The sequence below is a fragment of the Dyadobacter diqingensis genome, from assembly GCF_024220585.1.
In the GTDB taxonomy this organism is placed as follows: Bacteria; Bacteroidota; Bacteroidia; order Cytophagales; family Spirosomataceae; genus Dyadobacter; species Dyadobacter diqingensis.
Genome location: NZ_JAMXKF010000002.1, coordinates 293,342 through 313,368, shown reverse-complemented (window position 1 = coordinate 313,368; position 20,027 = coordinate 293,342). Strand labels below are relative to the sequence as shown.

15 protein-coding genes are annotated in these 20,027 nt (G+C 39.8%); 3 read left to right on the top strand and 12 right to left on the bottom strand.

What is annotated here, in order from left to right; genetic code table 11:
• Window positions 1–15: 15 nt before the first annotated feature.
• From M1L62_RS06920 to M1L62_RS06890, 7 genes are all read right to left on the bottom strand, one after another.
• Window positions 16–855, bottom strand: a complete 840-nt coding sequence (locus M1L62_RS06920) for an O-antigen ligase family protein (RefSeq protein WP_254412300.1) — start codon at window positions 853–855, stop codon at window positions 16–18.
• Between the two features lie 535 nt (window positions 856–1,390).
• Window positions 1,391–2,272 (bottom strand): polysaccharide pyruvyl transferase family protein, encoded by an 882-nt coding sequence (locus M1L62_RS06915; protein ID WP_254412299.1) that lies wholly within the window; start codon window positions 2,270–2,272, stop codon window positions 1,391–1,393.
• 34 nt (window positions 2,273–2,306) lie between these two features.
• Window positions 2,307–3,836 carry an MATE family efflux transporter gene (locus tag M1L62_RS06910; protein WP_254412298.1) on the bottom strand — a complete coding sequence of 510 codons (1,530 nt, stop codon included), beginning with the start codon at window positions 3,834–3,836 and terminating at the stop codon, window positions 2,307–2,309.
• Between the two features lie 115 nt (window positions 3,837–3,951).
• On the bottom strand, window positions 3,952–4,953 hold the full coding sequence (locus M1L62_RS06905; protein ID WP_254412297.1) for a mannose-1-phosphate guanylyltransferase: 1,002 nt from the start codon (window positions 4,951–4,953) through the stop codon (window positions 3,952–3,954).
• A 739-nt stretch (window positions 4,954–5,692) separates the two neighbouring features.
• Window positions 5,693–8,053, bottom strand: a complete 2,361-nt coding sequence (locus tag M1L62_RS06900) for a GumC family protein (protein WP_254412296.1) — start codon at window positions 8,051–8,053, stop codon at window positions 5,693–5,695.
• Window positions 8,054–8,085: 32 nt separating this feature from the next.
• Complete coding sequence (locus M1L62_RS06895) at window positions 8,086–8,904, bottom strand: polysaccharide biosynthesis/export family protein (protein ID WP_254412295.1); 819 nt, start codon at window positions 8,902–8,904, stop codon at window positions 8,086–8,088.
• Window positions 8,905–9,132: 228 nt separating this feature from the next.
• Window positions 9,133–9,876, bottom strand: coding sequence for a tyrosine-protein phosphatase (locus M1L62_RS06890; protein WP_254412294.1), 744 nt, complete (start codon window positions 9,874–9,876; stop codon window positions 9,133–9,135).
• Window positions 9,877–10,324: 448 nt separating this feature from the next.
• On the opposite strand from M1L62_RS06890, the gene M1L62_RS06885 reads away from it, so the two are divergent.
• On the top strand, window positions 10,325–12,064 hold the full coding sequence (locus tag M1L62_RS06885; protein ID WP_254412293.1) for a T9SS type B sorting domain-containing protein: 1,740 nt from the start codon (window positions 10,325–10,327) through the stop codon (window positions 12,062–12,064).
• Window positions 12,065–12,201: 137 nt separating this feature from the next.
• Here the strand turns inward: M1L62_RS06885 and M1L62_RS06880 are convergent, their stop codons facing one another.
• On the bottom strand, window positions 12,202–13,974 hold the full coding sequence (locus M1L62_RS06880; RefSeq protein ID WP_254412292.1) for an ABC transporter ATP-binding protein: 1,773 nt from the start codon (window positions 13,972–13,974) through the stop codon (window positions 12,202–12,204).
• Between the two features lie 161 nt (window positions 13,975–14,135).
• Here M1L62_RS06880 and M1L62_RS06875 point away from each other — a divergent pair, with 161 nt between their 5' ends.
• Together M1L62_RS06875 and M1L62_RS06870 are read left to right on the top strand one after the other, a co-directional pair.
• Complete coding sequence (locus M1L62_RS06875; RefSeq protein WP_254412291.1) at window positions 14,136–14,780, top strand: 3-keto-disaccharide hydrolase; 645 nt, start codon at window positions 14,136–14,138, stop codon at window positions 14,778–14,780.
• A gap of 104 nt (window positions 14,781–14,884) precedes the next feature.
• Window positions 14,885–15,355, top strand: a complete 471-nt coding sequence (locus M1L62_RS06870) for a YdeI/OmpD-associated family protein (protein ID WP_254412290.1) — start codon at window positions 14,885–14,887, stop codon at window positions 15,353–15,355.
• Window positions 15,356–15,434: 79 nt separating this feature from the next.
• Here the strand turns inward: M1L62_RS06870 and M1L62_RS06865 are convergent, their stop codons facing one another.
• The 4 genes from M1L62_RS06865 to M1L62_RS06850 form a co-directional block, all read right to left on the bottom strand.
• Window positions 15,435–16,472, bottom strand: coding sequence for a hypothetical protein (locus M1L62_RS06865; protein ID WP_254412289.1), 1,038 nt, complete (start codon window positions 16,470–16,472; stop codon window positions 15,435–15,437).
• Between the two features lie 1,073 nt (window positions 16,473–17,545).
• Window positions 17,546–18,394, bottom strand: coding sequence for a universal stress protein (locus M1L62_RS06860; protein ID WP_254412288.1), 849 nt, complete (start codon window positions 18,392–18,394; stop codon window positions 17,546–17,548).
• Window positions 18,395–18,417: 23 nt separating this feature from the next.
• The gene (locus tag M1L62_RS06855) at window positions 18,418–18,897 is read right to left on the bottom strand and encodes a MarR family winged helix-turn-helix transcriptional regulator (RefSeq protein WP_254412287.1); all 480 of its coding nucleotides are present in this window, start codon (window positions 18,895–18,897) and stop codon (window positions 18,418–18,420) included.
• A gap of 372 nt (window positions 18,898–19,269) precedes the next feature.
• Complete coding sequence (locus M1L62_RS06850; protein WP_254412286.1) at window positions 19,270–19,884, bottom strand: sigma-70 family RNA polymerase sigma factor; 615 nt, start codon at window positions 19,882–19,884, stop codon at window positions 19,270–19,272.
• Between the last annotated feature and the right edge of the window lie 143 nt (window positions 19,885–20,027).

The following is a 20,027-nucleotide window of genomic DNA, read 5'->3' as shown; positions in this document are numbered from 1 at the left end:
CTTTTCTAAGTATAATTAATGCACTCCTCTGTATTTCTCAGCGAAGTACATGATAAATAAAAAGTATGGCAGTATGTTTAATGAAAATGGAGCCCAGCCAGTAAGGCCATAAAATATGTAAACTATTACTGTACCAATTTGAGTAATAGAAAGTGCTGTATTCTGACCTTTCGAAATGTCGAATTTAGAATTAGCAACACTCCTACCCAAAAAGATTATCCACATAATAAAACCCACTAACCCCAGCTCAACCAGCAATATTAAATGGATATTGTGGATTGGATTTTCGAGGAAAAATGGACTTAATTCTAAATTCTTTAAAATGGTAGGATGTTTTGAAAAATAAATCAAATGAGTATTAAGACCCACACCGAAGATTGGAGCTTGTTTAAAAGCTTCAATTGCCATCAACCAGTGAAGAGCTCTATTGTCAAATTGTTGATTAACGTCACTTTCTAGAAATATATCGCTAAGTGGTGAAAATACGATTATCCATAAAAATAGAAGACCGAGCGGTAGAAAAAGTCGTAATACATTTTTTAGAGAAAAAATGGATTTTTTTGGGTTCTTAAGGATATAATATGAAAGAAATATTACCAAAATATAAACCAGATATGTAGTTCTGGAAAAGGTAAGTACGATAGTAACTAAATTTAAAAGAAAAATAAAGTTGCTCTTTTTTACATTTTGTTTATTCAAGATGTAAAAAAGAAAAAACACGGAAGAAATAGTAGAATATAGTGCTAGAGCTCCCGGATGAGCAAAAAAGCCAATTGCACCGGCTCTGGATTCAGAGCCCATTCTTGTGGCGCCAACGTCACCGGTAAGATGAAATAGTGTGGTTACTATTTTCATGTTTAAAATGGGGAAACATACGGCAAGAATAAAATTGGCAATTCCCAACACAAAGAAACCATCATACGTTCCTTTAAGAATAGTTTTGTACGAGACATTAGAATTAATTGTCGCAAAGAAAAGAATACAGGACGAAAAGAGACATAATGCAACTAAAGTACCAGTACTATTCTCATTATCAGAATTTAAAAATGACATGCCGAATAGTCCTAGTACTATCCATATCCATCTGTTCCTCTTATCCCACCAATCCATTTTTAACTTGAACTGAAATAGTGGGAATGCTAGACAGAATAATATGAATGGGAGGAATATATACATCTGGCTGCCAAGACTACCAGATAAAATTTGGTATTCTGATTTGCCTATTGGTATGTTTACCTGAAGTGGAGTTATGGACAAGAAAAAGCTTATCAAAAGTACAGCCGGATTTGTCTCTTTCTTTAAAAAGAGGATACGACATAAATAGAAAATACTCCAAATAATGAAAAACTCCAGCTTAAACATATTATAAAGGCAATTTTTAGTTGTGCTGTTATCGAATTAACTTCAGCTCATCATGTATTTTTTCGTCGACTTCTGAAACTATCGTATCCGAAGATAAATAGTAATTTTTTATACTTGAGATCGTGTTAATCATGTCACTTTTACCAACATTTCTCAAATAAAATTCAGCGTTGATCATTCCATTTGAAATACTCTTTATCCAATTGTGGAGAAAAGGTTTTCTGTATAATTTCACCTGACTTACGTCAATATTTTTCAATCCTACTGATTGCATCCAATCATTCCATTTAAACTCAGAAACCATACCTCCTTCGTTATGAGGCGTTGAAAAAACGATTCTATGCCAGGGAATTCTGAAAATATCTGCAATTATAGCCCCATGCATAGCTTCTGTGATGATTAACTTGGACGACGCGATTTCAGTTAGTATATGGTCGATTCCTAACTCTGCATGAGGTGAAATGTAATTTATATTAAGATCAGCACAAATTTGTTTCCAATTCAAATATGATAGTGATTGAAAGTAGGGAATGAAACTAATTTCATGTTTTTTCGGAGTAGATTGAAACTTGTCAAAATCGGGTAATTGACGAAGAGCATAAGCTGCATCCGTGATATACTTATACTTACCATCAAGGAAAGACGCAGACATGGGGCCTCTTAAAAAACGAATATCCCAGGTTTCGTCAAAACTAAGCTGAGAATAACTGGGTCTTACACCACTGCCAAAGACAATTTTTTGTTCGTTTTTGAACCCAGTGAATAGCGAATTATTTTCAAACAACACTGTTCCGATGCCGACAAAATGTTTATCTATTTCTTTCTCTTTTTCTATCAATTTAGGCCAGAGCCAAGGGTTTAAATCGTCTCCAAAATTTCCCTTTTTGTCCTTGTAATATAAATAGTTCATTTCAATTAATTTTAAAGTAAAAACGGATGTTTGCCTATTTTTGGAATTCTAATTTTACAAATCTCCTAAGTATTGAGCCAATCATATTTCTTTCGTTTTGCTCTAATCCGGTTAGGAGAATTGATAGGATAAAAACAGTCGATGATGTTATTCCGGTAAGAAAAAATCTATATTGAAACTGAGAATATAGATTTACTAATAAACACGCTAGAATAGCGGAGGATACTGGAACTATTTCCCTAAGGATTACACTCTTAAAATATTCACTTATCGATAGCCCTGCGATTTGGTTGAGAAAATACAATCTGAATCCACACGCAATTAATTCAATTAATGAAAAACTGACAAGAGCCATATATGCCGGATAGCCTAATTTCAGAAGTATATAAGCTATTGGCAGGTTTAAAAGGATTATAGATCCAACAACTGATTGGTAAATTTTGATTCGGCCAGTTGCTTGGATAGCTGATTGTAAACCAATTGTCAACTGGTTTATTAAGGTTCCTGCCAAAATCAAATTGCAAAAAATTAGGGTATGATCTGGAACCTCTTTGAGCCAGAATTCAAGAATGGCTTTCATTTCAAACATACAGGGAATTGCCACTATTGCCAGAGAAAAGAAACCGAACTTACTTGCAATCATTGATAAGCGTAGCATTCGTTGTCTGTCATTGGCTCCTTCACTTTTCATGATTTGTGGATTCAAAGCCTGGAGCAATGTATAAGAGAAGAAATTTAGCTGCCCCGAGACCTGATTGGCAATACCATAAGCAGCGTTTACTACTGCGCCAAAAAAGATATTTAACATTATTGCCAATCCCTGAGTTCTACCTAGGCTACACAGCGTACCAAATAAATTCCATCCAGCAAAAGAGGTTAATTCTTTCAGTAGAATCGGGTCCGTTTTAAAGAGATTAGAAATTGAGCATTCCTGATATTTAAATAGACAATATGACGAGTATAATATAAAGCTTAACACGCTCACGCTAGCAGTCAAAAGCCCAAATATTTCAAGTTTGTCCTTTGTTAGAAATAAAAGCAGAATTGCAATAGAGAGTTTTGAAAGTGCTTCTATAACGCTCACCGATGCAAGTACAGCCATATTTTCTCTGGCATTTAGGGTGCCCGTAAATGGAACAGAGATAACTGTAAAAAAAACGGTAGCGGACATAAAATGATAAACAATTTTAGCCGTGCCCAGGCGATTCTCAGGAATGTTGAGAAAGCCCTCAAAAAGAAATAAACCGATTATTTCGAGGCTTAAAACAATTACAACTCCGATGACAAGATGCAGAATTAAACTATTGGAAAATACCGATTTCTGTTTAATAGAATCGTTTTTTCCTTGATAAAAGGATAAAAATCGCTGAGTAGAGGCGGTCATCGCTGTGTTTAGAAAAGATAACATTGCAATGACACCGGCAATTAAATTGAAAATACCATAATCTATACTCCCCAGAGCATTTAGAACTAATCTTGTTGAATAAAGGGCTATCGCCATGGTTAGGAGCATCCTGCCATATAATATTCCTGTATTGATCGCTACTTTCCTGACTGCTTGCATTTTAGAATTTAAAGCTATTCGAACTTGGTGTGGAAACTATGCCTTCTTTGATCAAAAAAAGATCGACAATGCCAGATCAACCTAAATTACATGTGATCAAAGTTTCTAGACATTCTTAATTTATTAGCTCAGGTTTTTCCTTCTCTAGTCTTTCATAAATTTTCTTTACATCCTGAGAGCTTTTTTTGGCAACTACTAAAATTGCGTCATTAGTTTCTACCAAAATTATGTTATCAACTCCCAAGAATTCAACATGCTTTGAAGATCCAACAATGCAATTATTTTGAATGAATCGATGTTCTTCTCCTTCACTTTCCCAATGATCCCATATAGATTCAAATGATCCCAAATCTGACCATCCAAAGGTTGTATGGACTACTTTAATTTTTTCGGATTTTTCCATAACTGCATAGTCAATACTCTTGGAGGGAATTAACATAGTCTCAGTTTCCGGGAGGAAGGCATTGCATTGTCGTTGTGAAGTTTCAAGAGCTGTCAGGTAAATTTCAGGTTCCAGTGATTTAAGTTCCTCGAGATATACACCTGCTTGGAAACAAAACATGCCACTGTTCCAAAGAAAATTGCCTTGCTGTAAAAATAACTCTGCAGTTGATAAATTAGGTTTTTCCCTAAATGCAATAACTTCATTGCCTTGATGTTCTATATATCCATAACCAGTTTCTGGCTTGGACGGTTTTATGCCAAATGTAACGAGATAGCCTTGTTCTGCTAATGCAACAGATTCTGTTATCGCCTTGGCATAAGCTTGGTCATTGGTGATAATATGATCCGAAGGCGTAACAAGTAGCAAATCATCGGGCTTTGTGTTAAAAGCAGCAAAAGCAATAGCCGCTGCGGTATTTCGTGGCGCGGCTTCAATAATTTCTGTGTACTTGTAAACACCAGCTCTTATTAGATCCGCTTGTGATAACAAATAATTGTCTTTATTGCCAACTATGATTGTATGGTCGACGAAGTCCTTATTTCGTTCAGCTGTCAGTTGAAACAAAGATTTGTCACCGAACATTGGGATATATTGTTTCGGCATTGATTTTCTGGAAACAGGCCATAGTCTGCTACCAACCCCTCCGGATAAAACTACGTGGATGATACTCATAATTTAGTGGCTAAGGCTAACGTCATTCAATCGTCGACTGAGTTGCCAGTGGTATAACTTCAATTTTTCAGACTTGGTAAAAAGCCCCGATAGAGAAAAGGTATCAAGAGAAGTAATATTAAAGAAGGTAAGTCATATCCAGATCTTTATAAAAAGATATATGTTCTCCTCTGTAAACTCCATTAATTTTCCCATCAGAAATAGCATACACAGCATTGAAGCTTAGGTAATACGCCGTTGTTATAATTTAAGGTGCAGTTAGAGCATTGAAGCCTGGCGAATCATGACCTGAGTTGGGCCGCAATTGATTCCGAAACGTAGACAGGCTGCCTGGCAGCCTGTCTATTTTGTTTTTGTCTAAATAGGTAATTGATTTCATATATAACGTTGAGTAAAATAGTCACTTCAAGAATTTGTTCGGATCAGTCCCATTTATGGTCATCCGAAAATATTTATACAGTACGAATCTCTCAAAGGACTACTGAAAATAATACTATTTTTACTATATTCAAAATATATTTTATCTTTCTTGCTTTTATTCAATAAATACTCTGTCATTTTAAATTCAATTAAGTGATCATTGAAATTTTACAAGTTTTTTTTAATTGTATTTTAATGTTAATATAATAATTGTACCAAAATGATATTTTTTGTCTATTGAGTTTGACGAGGAGTTGTTGTATTTCAACTTACCAGGTAAATCAACAGTTTATTGCTGATTTACCCGGTAAAATCTTTGTTACACTTTCCCAACTAATTTTTTCAGTCGATAACCTACACTCTGTACTTTGGTTTCCTTATCGTCACCGTAGTATCCGTATCCATACCCGCCATACCCATACCCATATCCGTACCCAGCTCCATAATTTACACCGTTGAATATTACGGAAAGATTGGAGAAGCGTTTTGCTCGCTGTAATTCACCGATACGTTTTAGGTGATCTATTAATGTATAATTGAAGCGAACCAGATACAAAGTGGCATCGACATGCTCAGCAATTAGGGATGAATCTGTCACCAGTCCATATGGGGGAGAGTCAATTAGTATGTAATCATATTCCTTACGGAGTTCTGCAAGTAATAATGGTAAACGGCCATTACTTAGTAGTTCAGAGGGGTTGGGAGGGATTGGTCCACTTGTTAATACATCGAATTTAGGATGGACAATCGTGGACTGAATAAAATCAGAAGGCTTTCCCTGACCAATCAGGCAGTTGGACGCTCCATACTGATTAGGGACCTGCAAACGATCATGTAAAGTCGGTTTGCGCAAGTCTAAACCGATAAGCAATACACGTTTGTCGGAGTAAGCTAAGCTTGCTGCCAAGTTAATACTAACAAAACTCTTCCCCTCACCTCCAATAGAAGAGGTGAACATTAGGACACGACAACTGCCATCGCCTAGATACTGGAGGTTTGTACGGAGAGCTCTAAACTGTTCCGCCACTGCGCTGCGGCTGGTCATTTTAATAATGGCATCTTCACCTGGTTCGCCTTTGGCAGTTTTCATGTGTCCAATTTCTCCTAGAATAGAAGCATGTGTGGTTTTTTCTATTTCTTCTCTGTTTTGTACTGTATTATTTAATAAAAATATCAGATTAATTAAAAGTAATGGAATTGCAAATCCGGCCGCTCCAGCTCCAGCCCAGATGAGGGATCTTTTTGGTTTAATGGGTTTGTAAGTCGAAATAGGGGCGTCAATCAAACGACTGTCAGTTACAGTAGAAGCATACATTAATGCAGTTTCTTCTCTCTTTTGTAAAAGATAGAGGTATAAGCCTTCCTTGATACTTTGTTGGCGTTTAATCCCCACAAATTCTCTCTCTTTTTGTGGGATACTTCTCAATCCGGCTGAGAAACGAGTGTTTATTCCCTGTAAATTTTGTTTGGTAACATCCATACCGCGCCTCAGGTTTTGGACATTTTCTCGAATCGCCTGACGTGTGCCATCTAGTTGGGTATTAATAGTTTGTAGTAGGGGGTTGTTGGCAGTGGTGGTTCTCGCATATCGTTCGCGTTGCAATTCGAGTTCGTTGAATTTCGTAAGTAGGGAGACTAGTACTGGATCGTTGATCATGTAAGTGGCCGGTGCAACAGCGCCATCGCCGGCATTTTTTATGTAAGTGTCGACACTTTCAAGGATACTAATCTGTGTGTTTACCTCATTTAATTTGGCATCATTCTCTTTGATGTTTTCCAGGAAAAGTTGAGATTCGGCACTAATGTCTGTAATGCCTTTTGTTGTTTTATATGATTCCACGTCTTTTTCTACATCACCCAGCTCACCCGTAATCAAGCCCAGACGAGTTTCAATAAACTTCAATGTATTGCTCGCTTCACTATTTTTATCACTTAATGAGGATTGAACATAAACATCAAGTAATTTGTTAAGAACATCTTTTCCCCTTTGGACAGAAACGTCTTCATATGTAAGCTCAATAACTGTACTTTTAATATTGGGTTGTTGTACCTTGAGGCGGGCCAACATCTTTTCGGCAAGATTCTTAACATCACCAAAAGATACTTTTATATCTGCGTATTCGGTATTTTTGCCTTTGTTGACTATAAACGCTCCCCAGGCATTATTAAATCGCTGACCGAAAGTATGCAGCTTATCCTCGTTGTTGAAGGTAAAATGCAGGCTGTCTGCCATATGAATAACAAGCGGCTCCTCAAGTCCCTGTTCTGTGATAATTTCAGGTCGAACGATTACGGGGCTCTCCTGATAAAGGTTTACAGTACTAAGGCCATCTTTGGTAGTATAGGAAACATCCAAACTTAACTCTTTAATCACCTGCTCCATCAATGTTTGGGACTTGAGTATTTCCAACTCATTTTCAACGAGCTTATTTCCACCAAACTGGTTGCTTAGTTCTGATAAGATATCTCCCTGAGATCCTCCAAGACCTTTTTTTTCATCCTTAATTAAAATACTGGTTTTTGCGCTGTACACAGGTTGTGTGATCTGCAGATAAAAAAAAGCAGCAGTTAGTGTCAATGCGACAAAAATTGGGAACAAATACCAGTATCGTAAATAGCGACGGATATAATCTTGTAAATTAAATTCCTGTTCCTCGTCTTCTAAAAAATCTTGTGACATTCTGTTGAGATTTCGGTCTGTAATAATTGATATTATTTCGTGATGTTAAGAATCAGGATCCCCAAGGTGCTGATGCCCCCGACAATGGTAGCAATCAGTGGAACTGTCCTGACACGGCTATCTGTATCTAGCATTTTTGATTTAACCGGTTCTACGTAGACTACGTCATTTTTATGCAAATAATAATAGGGGGAGTTAAAAATGTCTCTGGACGTAAGGTCAATTCGAGCATACTCCCGTTTCCCGTTTTCCTCTCTAATAATCATTACATTACTTCTATTTCCATATATTGTTAAATCGCCGGCAAGGCTCAGAACTTCCGGTAGTGTGATTTTCTCATCGGGAATGACATATACTGCAGGTAACTTTACTTCGCCAAGTACTGACACTTTAAAATTTAAGTTTCGGACCATCACAGAAGGCTCTTTCAAAAAATTTAGAAGTTTATAACGGATTGTATCAGCTGCCGCTGTGGTTGTTAAGCCTTTGATCTTCACTTTACCAATCATTGGTATTTCAATAAAGCCATCCAAATTTACCAAGTAGCCAAGTGGCTGTAATCTAGCACCACTGCTATTGGCAGAGTAATTCGTACTTGCAGTCATAGCCGTATTAGCTGTATTAAACATTTCGTTCGCTTCTGAGTTTAAACTTCCGACAACGATTGAAAGCAGGTCATTGCTTTGAATTGTTGGTATATAATTCTGCACTACGTCCTGTGAAGAATGTCTTAACGTATCCCCTTGGAAATATACAATTGACTTAGGTGATACGCAGGATGAGGTTCCACCCCATACGGCTATGTAAAGTAGTAATATTAAAACGCTGTACCGGGTTAAATTGGAATTCATATTCTTCATAAGTTGAGATTAGATTGGTTGTTTGTTAATTATTAACTGGCTGATATTTATATAATTAAACAAGCAAGACGCAATAATGATAAAAGAGGTATAATTTGTCGGTTTCAGATGTTTTAGTATGTGTAAAATCTAATAATCATGGCAAAGTTATATAAACTTATTTTCAATACTACTAAGTTGCATCAAATATTTCTAATGGCAATGTAGAATAAGTTCTAATTACGCAACTGGCTGACTTAGAAGTTTTTCGTTTTGAAATGGGTACTTCGTTAGCCACGATGCTTTATCGCCTTTGGATATAAGGTCCAGATGCTGCATGCGGTGGGCGTCTGTTCCCAGAAAAGTGATAAGCTCATTTTTCAAAAGCCATTCTGCCATTTTATGCACATTCTCGCCGTAGTAACCGCCCAGGGATAATATGTTGACTTGTAATTCGCAACCCTGATCGCAATATTTTTTATAAACAGATGGATCAGAATAGAAGTATGTGTAGCGTTCCGGATGGGCCAAAACTGGTTGGTAACCTTTTTCAATAATTTTAAAAAGGGTCTCCGAGGTATTCATCAAAGGGGTCGAGTAGGGGAGCTCAACCAAAAGCCGGTTTCCCGGTAAAGTTAAAAATTGTTTTCCGGTATTCAGGATGTCCATAAAATGCTCGTCGATAAAATACTCGGCGGCGGCATTTACCTCAATTGTAAGCCCTGCCTGCTTACAGGCCAGTCTGACATCTTCAAGACCGGATAATATAATTTCAGGAGAATTTCTGTAACAGTCCCACATGACGTGAGGCGTGGTGTAAATGCGCGAATAACCAAGTTCCTGCATCTTTTGTACCATCGCCACAGCTTCTTCAACGGTTTCTACACCATCGTCGATGCCTGGAATTAAATGAGAATGGATGTCCATTCCAATTCGTTCCAGATTTACTTCTTTTTTCTTCTTATCGAATAACCAGTTGAGCATATATAATAAAAGTGTCCTGAAAAAGCCACACCGCGGCCACGTCGCAATTCGTGCAATTACTTAATTCAGGAATATTGTGTATCTAAGGGTAAAGCAAATTTAATGCAAAAAACGGCAGAAAAAACAGAATATTGCTTGGAATATTTCAATAATAATACAAATTTCATAATTTCTTCATCTCTATTGAAGTATTCCGTTTATTTTCTGTACTAAACATTTTTCGTAGTGAACTTGTAAACTAAATTTTGTTACCCGTCGACTTTCTATGACATTCAAAATAGTTGGAGTTTTACAAAAAAACTCATCTAATCGTGAAATCTCCACTACAGGTATAAAATTCGTGCCAGACAAAAACGACTATGAAGAAACGGATCTGCAACGGACAGGTATGTTTTGACGTAATCACTATTTTAAAGCATCTTCCGCGCATTGATCATTGGGTACAATTATGGGAAAAATTCTATTATTGGTTGTGTTCGTTTTTTTTGCTTCTGTGGTAGGTTACGGACAAAAAGTGGATTGTGGCAACATTGGTTTTGAAGAGGGTACCGCCAATGGCTGGATACTCAGCAACGGAACAGTGGAAAATGTCGGATCCACAGTGGTTTACAGCAATGAAACCACTGGTATATACGCAAATGGACACTTGGTTACAAAGCTTAGTGATGGCAACGATCCAAAAATTACGTCTGAGGCTATACCGATGGTTGCGCCGGGCAGTAATTATTCGCTGAGACTGGGTAATGTAAGTCAGGGAGGACGTTTTGATCGGGCGAAGACCAGTTTTGTGGTTGGGCCGGATAATACCTTATTTCAATACAAGTTTGCCATTCTTTTGGAAAATCCCACCAATGATCACGAACCTTATCAGAAGCCGGGTTTCAATGTGAAAATATATGATGCAAAGGGTAACGCGATTGCCTGCAGCAATTACGACATTCAGCTGGAAGCGACGAACACGGTGGATGGTTTTAAAAGCCAGGGAGATTTCCAGTTTAGAAACTGGACGACCGGTGCTATGGATCTTCGAGATCATATCGGTGAAACGATAACGGTTGAGGTTACAGCACATGGGTGTACAAAAAGACGTCATATAGGTTATGCTTATTTTGATGCGCAGTGCTTAAAATCGGAGGTTAAACAGGCGTCTAACTGTCCTGATGAAAATGGTTTTATGACTTTAATTGCGCCTTCGGGTTTCGGAAAGTATACTTGGAATAACGGAGCGACAACACAACAGGTTAAAGTGCAGGCTAATCTTGGGGATATTTATCATGTTAAAGTGGTTCCGCTTGCCAGCCTTGATGAGTCCTGCGCACTTCAGCTGGATTATAAAATAGAATTCAGGCAAACGGATACGACGATTAACACTTCCTTTTGTGAAGGAGAAAGTATTGTCATAGGCGACACTATTTACCGGACAACCGGCAAATTTACACGAAAGATTAACCGTGGAAACGTATGTGATAGCACCGTTCATTTGAATCTGACGGTGAATCCGAGGATAAAATACGCACAGAATCTGACGATTTGTGAGGGGGACAGCGTTGCCGTGGGTGACACACTTTATCGTACGGCTGGCTTGTATGTTCGAACGATAAAAACCGTTGCCGGGTGTGATAGTGTGGTGACCACGGACCTGAAAGTCGATCAGCTTGATCTGGCTGATATTTCTGATACGTATATCGTTGCAGGTGATAGTGTTCAGTTGATCAGTGCGGTGGAGCCGCCGGGCAGTTATACCTACATCTGGCAGCCACCCACCGGATTAGCCTGTTCAACTTGTCCTGAAACATGGGCAAAGCCGCCGGTGTCGACGCAATATACCTTGCAGGTTACGGCGCTGAACGAGGTTTGTAAACGTAGTAAAAAGGTTAACATTGCCGTACGACCCTGTGCCATTTATGCGCCAGAGGCATTTTCGCCTAATAACGATCGCGACAACGATATCTTTTTTGTGTACGGTAACACCTGTGTAAAGCAAGTCCGGGAAATGGTAATTTACGATCGCTGGGGAGAGGTGATCTTTATGAAAGCAAATTTCGCCGCGTCAGATCCTGGCAGCGGCTGGGACGGCAACTATCACGGGCAAGTTATGGTAGGCGGCGTTTATCCTTATAAAATAAAGGTCGAGTTTAAAAGCGGTGAGTTGTTTGATTATAAAGGTGTGGTTACATTATTGAGGTAATATTCTACGTTTTGGGTATTGTTGGGGTGGTTGTTGACGATTGACGATTGTCTATCGTCCATTGTCTATTGACCATCGTCCATTGTCCACTGACCATTGTCTATCGTCCATCGTCAATTGTCCATCGTCTATTACCATTAATCATTAACCACCTCATCTCCTTTCCCCATCAGGTCGCGGAAAATGGTGCTTTGTTTGTTGAGTTGGTCAAAGGTGCCTTCGTCGATCAGATGGCCATCTTTTAAAATGTAGATGTAATCAAATTTCGGTAATAGATGGAGCCGGTGAAGGGCAGAAAGTACGGCTTTGTCGCTGAATTCGGCAAACATGTGATCGTAGATAAGCGCTTCGGTTCTTGGATCGACGCTGCTGGTCGGCTCGTCGAGTAAAATAATATCACTGCTTCTTGCAGCAAGCACGCCGCGTGCGAGCGCCAGTCTTTGTTTTTGCCCACCGGATAGGTTGACACCTTTTTCCTGAATATTGGATTGCAGTCCGTTTGGTAGTTTTTCAATAACGCTGCTGAATTGCGCCGTGTCACAGACGTTCTGAATTTCACTGGCGTCGAAAGGAAGTCCCAGTGTAATATTGTATTCGATCGTATTTTCAAAAATTTCGGGGTCCTGAGGAAAAAGTGTGACGGTATCGGCAATCACTTCCAGTGGCAGGTTTTCTGCATTATCAACGCTTAGTCTGACATCTTTTTCAGCATTATAAAGTCCGCGCAACAGGGCAAGCAGCGTACTTTTTCCACTTCCGCTTTCACCGATAAAAGCAATTCGCTGACCACGGCGGATTTTAATATTGAGTGCATGTAAGCTATGCGCCTTTTTGTTGGACTCATAAGTTTCAGCATGAGAGAAGCTAAGGTTGTTGATCCGAATCTCCTTCCAGTTTTCGGGAAGCGGATGGTTTGTTTCTGCCCGGTGCTGGTCATGATACGCCTCGCCGATCATTCTGGCAGTTTTTACTTCTGTGTCGTACCGGATAATCTCGGTATACTGCCAGGCGACATCCTGAAACACACTGGTAAACTGATTGACATAACCGAGCAGTGTCACAAGGCCGCCAACCAGAAACACACTTCCGGGGGTGTAGTTTTGATAAATAAAACCGATGGTGACCACCACGTAAATGAGGCCGATGAAAAGACTGGCAACAAACCATTTCCATTCATTGATCACAACTTGTTTTTTGAAAGGCGGGAAAACATCGCCTACTTTATTTGACAAACTGATCTGCATCCTTTTTTCAAGACGCAGCGTGATCACTGTAATGATATTGGAAAGGCTGTCGAAGAGCGTGGATGAAACAACGTGTTCTTTTTCGTTCGTTTCGTCAAGGGCTTTGATAAAGGGGACGTCGAATTTGAAAATTACCCACACCGTCAAAATCCCGATCAACACCCCGATGCTGCCGAATAATGGAGAGAAGTAAACAATGGCGACGAACGAAAAAATGAATTTCGAAAATGCATGAAGAAACATAAAGCCGTTTTGAAAGAAATCTTTTAGTGCTTCGTAAGCTTTTCTTATCCGGTTGATGGTCGCCCCGCTGTGATGGTCCTGATGCCAGCGGATGGGGAGGTGCAGCGATTGATGGTAAAGCTCGTCCAGGAAATTTCTGCTCAGATCAAAGGCAAGTTTTCGTTCCATAACCCGTGCAGGTCCGTGGAAAGCCCATTCCAGTAAAGTCAGTCCAATGTATGCACCGGCATACCACCAGACATTTTTTAGTACAGCGTCACTATCTTTCTGAATCGACTCGACAAACCAGCCATATAAAAGCGGATGTAAAGCCAAAACTACGTTGGCCATCACGAATAATCCGTAGATTAGTAAATAGCGTTTTTTCTGCTGACGGGCATAACGCCAGGCTGTGGCCAATAAAGAAAGATAGGGGTTACGCATTAGAATGATCGTTTGTCAGGCAAATATAAGGTGATTGTTTGGTTCTGATTTTAACTTTTTCTGAATAGATTTTGATCTGGCTTACAGTAGTTTTTATTCATTGCGCGGCTTTTTGACTAAACAAAACCTATCAAAATTTTTCTTCCATTTTGACCAATCTTATGAAAAAGACGATAAACTTATTTGCCGCGCTTCTGCTTGTGGCTGTTTTGGGTAGTTTTGTATCGGGCACAAAACAGGACGGATGGATTTCCATTTTTGATGGGAAATCTTTAAATGGCTGGAAAGTGGGAGAGAATGCCGGTTCATTTTCCATTGTGGACGGGGCTATTCAGGTTGCTGGTCCGAGAGCGCATTTGTTTTATGAGGGCCCGATCAAAAACCATATGTTTAAAAACTTCGAATTCAGGGCCCAGGTGATGACAAAGCCGGGTGCCAATTCAGGAATTTATATTCACACCGACTATCAGGAAGGTGGCTGGCCATCGAAGGGTTACGAAATTCAGGTCAATAACTCGCATACCGACTGGAAGAGAACGGGGAGTTTGTATAATATTCAGGATGTGAAAGAAACTTATGTGAAAGACAACGAATGGTATACCGAGTACATCCGGGTTGAAGGCAAACACATTACGATTAAGATTAATGACAAAACGGTTGTAGACTACGAGGAAACCGACACCGATAAAAGATCGGCAGGTGAGAAAAACCGGATTCTGAGCAGTGGTACGTTTGCTTTGCAGGCGCACGATCCTAAGAGTGTGGTGCTTTTTAAGGATATTCAGGTGAAGCCGTTGACGGAGTAAGCTATCGGCAGTCGGCTTTCGGATATCGGAGTGACGCTGGTGGCGATTGCCGACGGCCGATTGCCGAAGTCAATAGTGAAGCTTTTAATAAAAACTGAAAAAAGTTGGCAGAATACGTTCAATTTGAATCATTGCTGGAAAGATTTCCGGATAAGGGAGGATATTATTACATCATTGTTCCGGATGATGTTGCGGAGCAATTTGTAGAGGGCAGGAAACCCGTTCGTATGGTTTGTTTGCTTAACGAAAATACTGAATTTCAATGTGCCATAAGACCCAAAGGCGATGGTGCTTTTTATATCAATGTGGCAACGACATTGCGGACGAAGGCAAAAATCAGGCTTGGCGACAAAATCCAGGTGAAGGTTTGGAAAGATGAGAGCACTTATGGCCGGGACATGCCGGAAGAGCTGACGGAGTTGCTGGCAATTGATGAGGAGGGTAACGAGCTTTTTCATCAGCTTGTTCCGAGTCATCAGCGTGGCATTATTCATTATGTCGCTTCTTCCAATGTCGTTCAAACCAGAATTGACAGGGCTATTAAGATGATAGACCGGCTAAAAGTCAAAGGCTAATGGTTTTGTTTTTTGCTGACAAACAAAAGAGGGCGGAATTACCGCTCTCTTTTGTTTAAACACTTCTGGGAAATTACGACTAGTTTCCGCCGCCCTGATTGTGGCAGTTTGCGATCATTTCGTCTCTCAGTTGTTGTGCTTTTGTAAGTGCAGTGTTGTATGCATTTTCGATGGCAGCCAAATTTGAGTCTCTCACGCCTGCTGCGGCAGCTTTTGCAATGTCAGCAATTTCGTTACAGGTAGCAATTTTGGCAGATTCCAGCTGATTAACCTTGTTGAGGTAATCTAGCAACTGGATGTTAATAAGCGCCTTTGTAACTTCATACTGCGCCGTGCTGATATAAGGTTTCGCACCTTCCAGAGCTGCCAAAGCTGCATTTGCAGTTTTTATTCCTTCCTGGCGCAATTTGTCAAAGCGGTCAGCGGAAGTCTGGTCGATACATTTCGCTAGATTTTTAGCGATTTTCTCCAAATCCTTATTGTAAGCATCTGCCACTTTTCCGGTTTCTTTTGCTTTGCTGTCGTCCAGGCGCTCCTTTGTTTTGTTGAACTTGTCATTGGCGTGCTGAATACAGTCGTCGTCACTTTTTGCAGTGGTGGCTGAGGTTCTTAGCGCACTCTCGCCCGTGCTGCCGATTCGTCCTGATTTCACTTCTGTTACAGATGGAAGCGACAGTTTTGGCAGGTAGGCCTGTACTTTGGAGTCGGCAGTAACCTTCGCCAAAATGGCTTTCATCTTTGCAGACTCGGCAGTGTTCTTGTCCGTGATGTTAGTGGTCGTCAGCGTGTTCAGAGTTTTGATCTCCGTTGCCGTTAGCAATGCCGAAGTTTCATTGGCTGCCTTGGAAACGCTGCTTGGTACGGATTTGGAGCCGGCGATCGTCGCAAGATCCGAATTCAATGTTTTCGTCTGCGTGGACAGTTCAACGTTTCCCGGATTGTAAGTCACCTCAGGGGTTACCGCAATCGATACCTCGCCAAGCTGAAGTTTGTCAAATTGCTCCGACAATTCATTGTTCGCTGGCTGCATCGAATCTTCGTCTTTTTCCTTACAGTTGTAGAGTGCAACCGTCAGGAGCATGCAAAGCATGAGTAATTTCAAGAAATGTGGCTTCATAATTGCAAATTGTTAAGTGAATAATAAATGGTTTGGTGGATGGAAAAACAAATTAGTTACTTATGGTTACTTAAAGTTTTGATACAAACATTCCTGAATACAAACCGGATAGGTTTGATGAAAGCACATAGTTATCCTGTGCCGGAAAAAATTTGCGTACGCAACTCTTCCAGGCTGGAAATACCAACTTTTTAAGTAATGAACTATGATTTTCAATGGCCCGACCGGCCCGAAAATCTGAATTCTTTTAGTGAGGGTTAAAGCTTAAATTTGAGATTGTTACCTGAGAAATCCTTAAATGAAAAGATTTTCGGCGTGCGTCATAGCAGATTCTCTGCATGCACTTTTGCTACAAATAGGGAACGATGAGCGAGGAGAGGAATGGAGTGGTCTTTCTTTTTGAATCAGCCAGGATTTAGCTTGGCTGAGGATTAATTGTGAAAAATGGTTCATCATAACGTTGAGAAATTGAGTGAGTTATATTCTTGAAATCCGGATTATGCATAACAACGAATTCTTTTAATGGTATCGGAGGGGATGTAATTAAGAATCTTTGAAAAATCCTTAATTTACTTTGTAGAATTAATATTACTTACTTAAATACATAAATGAATAAATTCTACACACAATATTAGGATAATTCTGGATAGGTTCCAAATTATATTATCTCGAATGAAAATATAATTGACTTATTATTAGTTGGTTATGAAATTATATATCTGAAAATTATTAACTATTATTGGAACAGTTATAAAAAATGGCTTGTAGAAGTCTATTTTTCGGGGATGTACCTCGTAGTATATCTAAAAATTGATTGATCATTGCTCAAATAGCTCTAAATGGCTTTATTTTGAATAAATAAGAATACGTCCTTAGATTTTATCCAATTTTTAGGATCCGTTGATGTTATTGTTAATATAGAGTTAATACTACAATAACTTATTTGTAGTATTCATGTCGCTATGTCCGGTCGTAAAAGATGAAGGCCGGCAATCCAAACTTCTGCATTTCACCCATGCGAATGGCAAAATTTTGAATCCCCGGCTTTGCAAATAAGATATGGTAGTCGTGTTTTATGTCCGATTGTCTTTTAATATCAAAACAGGAATTTGGGTGTTTAAAGCGATTGCTTCGGTAATGCTTCGGTGCGTGAGTTTATAGAAAAAGCTATGCCTTCCGGGCAGTGCGATGATCAGCTGAATTTCTTCATTTTGTCTTGCGAAATTTAAAATTCCCTTGGCTATATTTTTCTCTTCCGAATAATACAGTTTGTATTTAAAGTCGCCCAGCTGTTCTTTTAATAATGCCTTATGGAACCCTTCTTTTGCCGAATGCTGATCGAATGGGCCGACATTCAGAATAGTAAGTTCGGGATTGAGCATTAACTTAATTTTGTGCAGTTTCTGTAACAGAGAAAGCTGGGCAATGGCGTCGAAATCGCAGGGGACTAAAATGCTGTCGAGTTTTTGATACCGACTGGTTGTAGGGATAATCAGGACCGGAGTGGTACTGATTTGTGTAATCTCAATAACGTACTCGCCAATGTGACTTTCGTAACCGTCGGCGTCACTGCCTAAGAGCAGCAACTGGGGCTGATAATCTTTGATCATGTCGTGAATTGCCCGGAGAATGGGCAGATCGCTGACAGCCACTTCCACCTGAACACCAGGTTTGCATTTTTTTAACAGTTCCCGCCCGGTTGATCGTAAATGGTCCTCAATTTCCTTCCTTTCCTCCATGATCAGTTCGGCATTGGACTGGCCGTATTCGGCGGATGGAATGATATGGGAGTAAACCGAGATGTAGTGCGTTTTTAGTAAAATGATGCGCTCAATGTCGAGGTCTTCGCTAGCATCGGCAATGTACTGTAATGCGTTAGAGGAAGTGAAAGAGAAATCAACCGGGATCAAAATCGTTTTCATGTCGGTAGGGATTTTAAGTTATTCTAGTCGGATGAAGAATTGGGTTTTCTTAAACTGAGAATCATTTGCTGAAACATATCAATGCCGTCTTTCAGATTTTTTTTGTCGAAGTCCTCTGTCGCCTGATGATATACTTCGGCGATCCAGGGATACAATTGCGTGCGTAGCGCGGTTCCGGCTTCTGTCAGGAAAATCAGTTTATTCCTTCTGTCAAGCTCGTCTTCGATCCTTTTCACCATATCCCGTTTGACCATGTTGTCAATCATGTAGGTCATGCTGGATTTGTCTTTCAGGGTCAGGTCGGCAATTTCCTGTTGGTTAATTCCGTCTTTCTGCCAAAGGCAATAGAGCACTTCGAGCATTTCAAAGGTGATGTTGATACCGTGCTCTTTGATTTTTAACTGAACGGACTGACGCAGCTGGTTCCGAAATTCTGTCATGGTTCGTCCCAGCTCAATGGCGAGGTCGGTCCTGGATTTCTTTATGACTGATGAGCTGTCCATGAAGAAGATATTTTAACAATTCGTACCAGATTTAAGGATCTTTTTTACGAAAAATGTTATACTTAAAGTTAATAACTTGATAGTTGTAAGTCAAACTATTTGGCGTATTTTTTATACTTTTTAGCCTACGCTTTGTGTCGGAGGATAATCTGTAACATGAATTTTTAAATCTGATTTTCAGTATTTTATGTTGCCGTGTCAGTTGCCGGTAATTTAATGTGAAGAATGCTTTGCTCCTGGGACAGCCTTGCGCGATGTACAGGTTTACAATGGTGTAAATTTTACCGTATTATGTTATGGATCGTTCTGGATTTGCACGATTGAGCTTTCAAAGAAGCACAGCTGTCAAAATAGGCCCGGTTGTCACAAACTTTAATTAACCGATAGGTATAAATGTAAGAAGCAAAACACGATCAGCACATTGACCACATAACCGAACTTGATACGGAGAATCCGGAGGCATTTGCTGATGTGGAATTCGACTGTTTTTTCGGTGATCGCCAGTTCGCGCGCAATTTCCTTGTTGGGAATCCCGCTGCGGCTCATTTCAAAAACATGCCTGCTTTTTTCAGGAAGGTTTTCAAGTTCGCGGTCGTAGAGTGCCTGCACTTCCTGAACCTGCATCCATTCGTGCACCAGGTCCGCAGACTGCGAGACCAAAGTTTCCATATTCAGCTCGTCGAGTGAGACGGTGGCCTGGCTGGTCTGTTTTCGGAAATGGGAGATAACCCGGTTTTTAAGTGCAGAAAACAAATAAAGGTTCAAACCTTTTTCAATGGAAATATTCGCTCTGTTGAGCCAGAGGGCAACAAACAAATCCTGAACCAGATCTTCCGATACATCATCATTCCCGGTTTTATGGACGGCAAGTTTGTAAAGTTTAAAGGAATAACGCCGGTGAAGTTCAGCAAATGCACGGGAGTCATCCGCGACTTTTGCAAGTTGCCACAATTCCTGATCGCTTTTATCGCTGTAATCTTTACTCATTTACGTACTCCATTCAACATTTTTCAAAATTAATAAGGTTTGGATAGTAATTGTTATAAAATTTCTTCAAAAGTCACTAGGGTTGTGAATTGCTGCTGCGTCTTACCAGTACAGACTTGTATTAATCGGTTATTTTACAGCAA

Bases quoted from the DNA above. Each gene is read 5' to 3' on its own strand.
- M1L62_RS06920 (WP_254412300.1), bottom strand. From the start codon at position 855: ATGAAAATAGTAACCACACTATTTCATCTTACCGGTGACGTTGGCGCC.
- M1L62_RS06875 (WP_254412291.1), top strand. From the start codon at position 14,136: ATGAAAAAGACGATAAACTTATTTGCCGCGCTTCTGCTTGTGGCTGTT.
- M1L62_RS06915 (WP_254412299.1), bottom strand. From the start codon at position 2,272: ATGAACTATTTATATTACAAGGACAAAAAGGGAAATTTTGGAGACGAT.
- M1L62_RS06900 (WP_254412296.1), bottom strand. From the start codon at position 8,053: ATGTCACAAGATTTTTTAGAAGACGAGGAACAGGAATTTAATTTACAA.
- M1L62_RS06885 (WP_254412293.1), top strand. From the start codon at position 10,325: ATGGGAAAAATTCTATTATTGGTTGTGTTCGTTTTTTTTGCTTCTGTG.
- M1L62_RS06890 (WP_254412294.1), bottom strand. From the start codon at position 9,876: ATGCTCAACTGGTTATTCGATAAGAAGAAAAAAGAAGTAAATCTGGAA.
- M1L62_RS06855 (WP_254412287.1), bottom strand. From the start codon at position 18,897: ATGGACAGCTCATCAGTCATAAAGAAATCCAGGACCGACCTCGCCATT.
- M1L62_RS06850 (WP_254412286.1), bottom strand. From the start codon at position 19,884: ATGAGTAAAGATTACAGCGATAAAAGCGATCAGGAATTGTGGCAACTT.
- M1L62_RS06905 (WP_254412297.1), bottom strand. From the start codon at position 4,953: ATGAGTATCATCCACGTAGTTTTATCCGGAGGGGTTGGTAGCAGACTA.
- M1L62_RS06895 (WP_254412295.1), bottom strand. From the start codon at position 8,904: ATGAATTCCAATTTAACCCGGTACAGCGTTTTAATATTACTACTTTAC.
- M1L62_RS06860 (WP_254412288.1), bottom strand. From the start codon at position 18,394: ATGAAAACGATTTTGATCCCGGTTGATTTCTCTTTCACTTCCTCTAAC.
- M1L62_RS06910 (WP_254412298.1), bottom strand. From the start codon at position 3,836: ATGCAAGCAGTCAGGAAAGTAGCGATCAATACAGGAATATTATATGGC.
- M1L62_RS06865 (WP_254412289.1), bottom strand. From the start codon at position 16,472: ATGAAGCCACATTTCTTGAAATTACTCATGCTTTGCATGCTCCTGACG.
- M1L62_RS06880 (WP_254412292.1), bottom strand. From the start codon at position 13,974: ATGCGTAACCCCTATCTTTCTTTATTGGCCACAGCCTGGCGTTATGCC.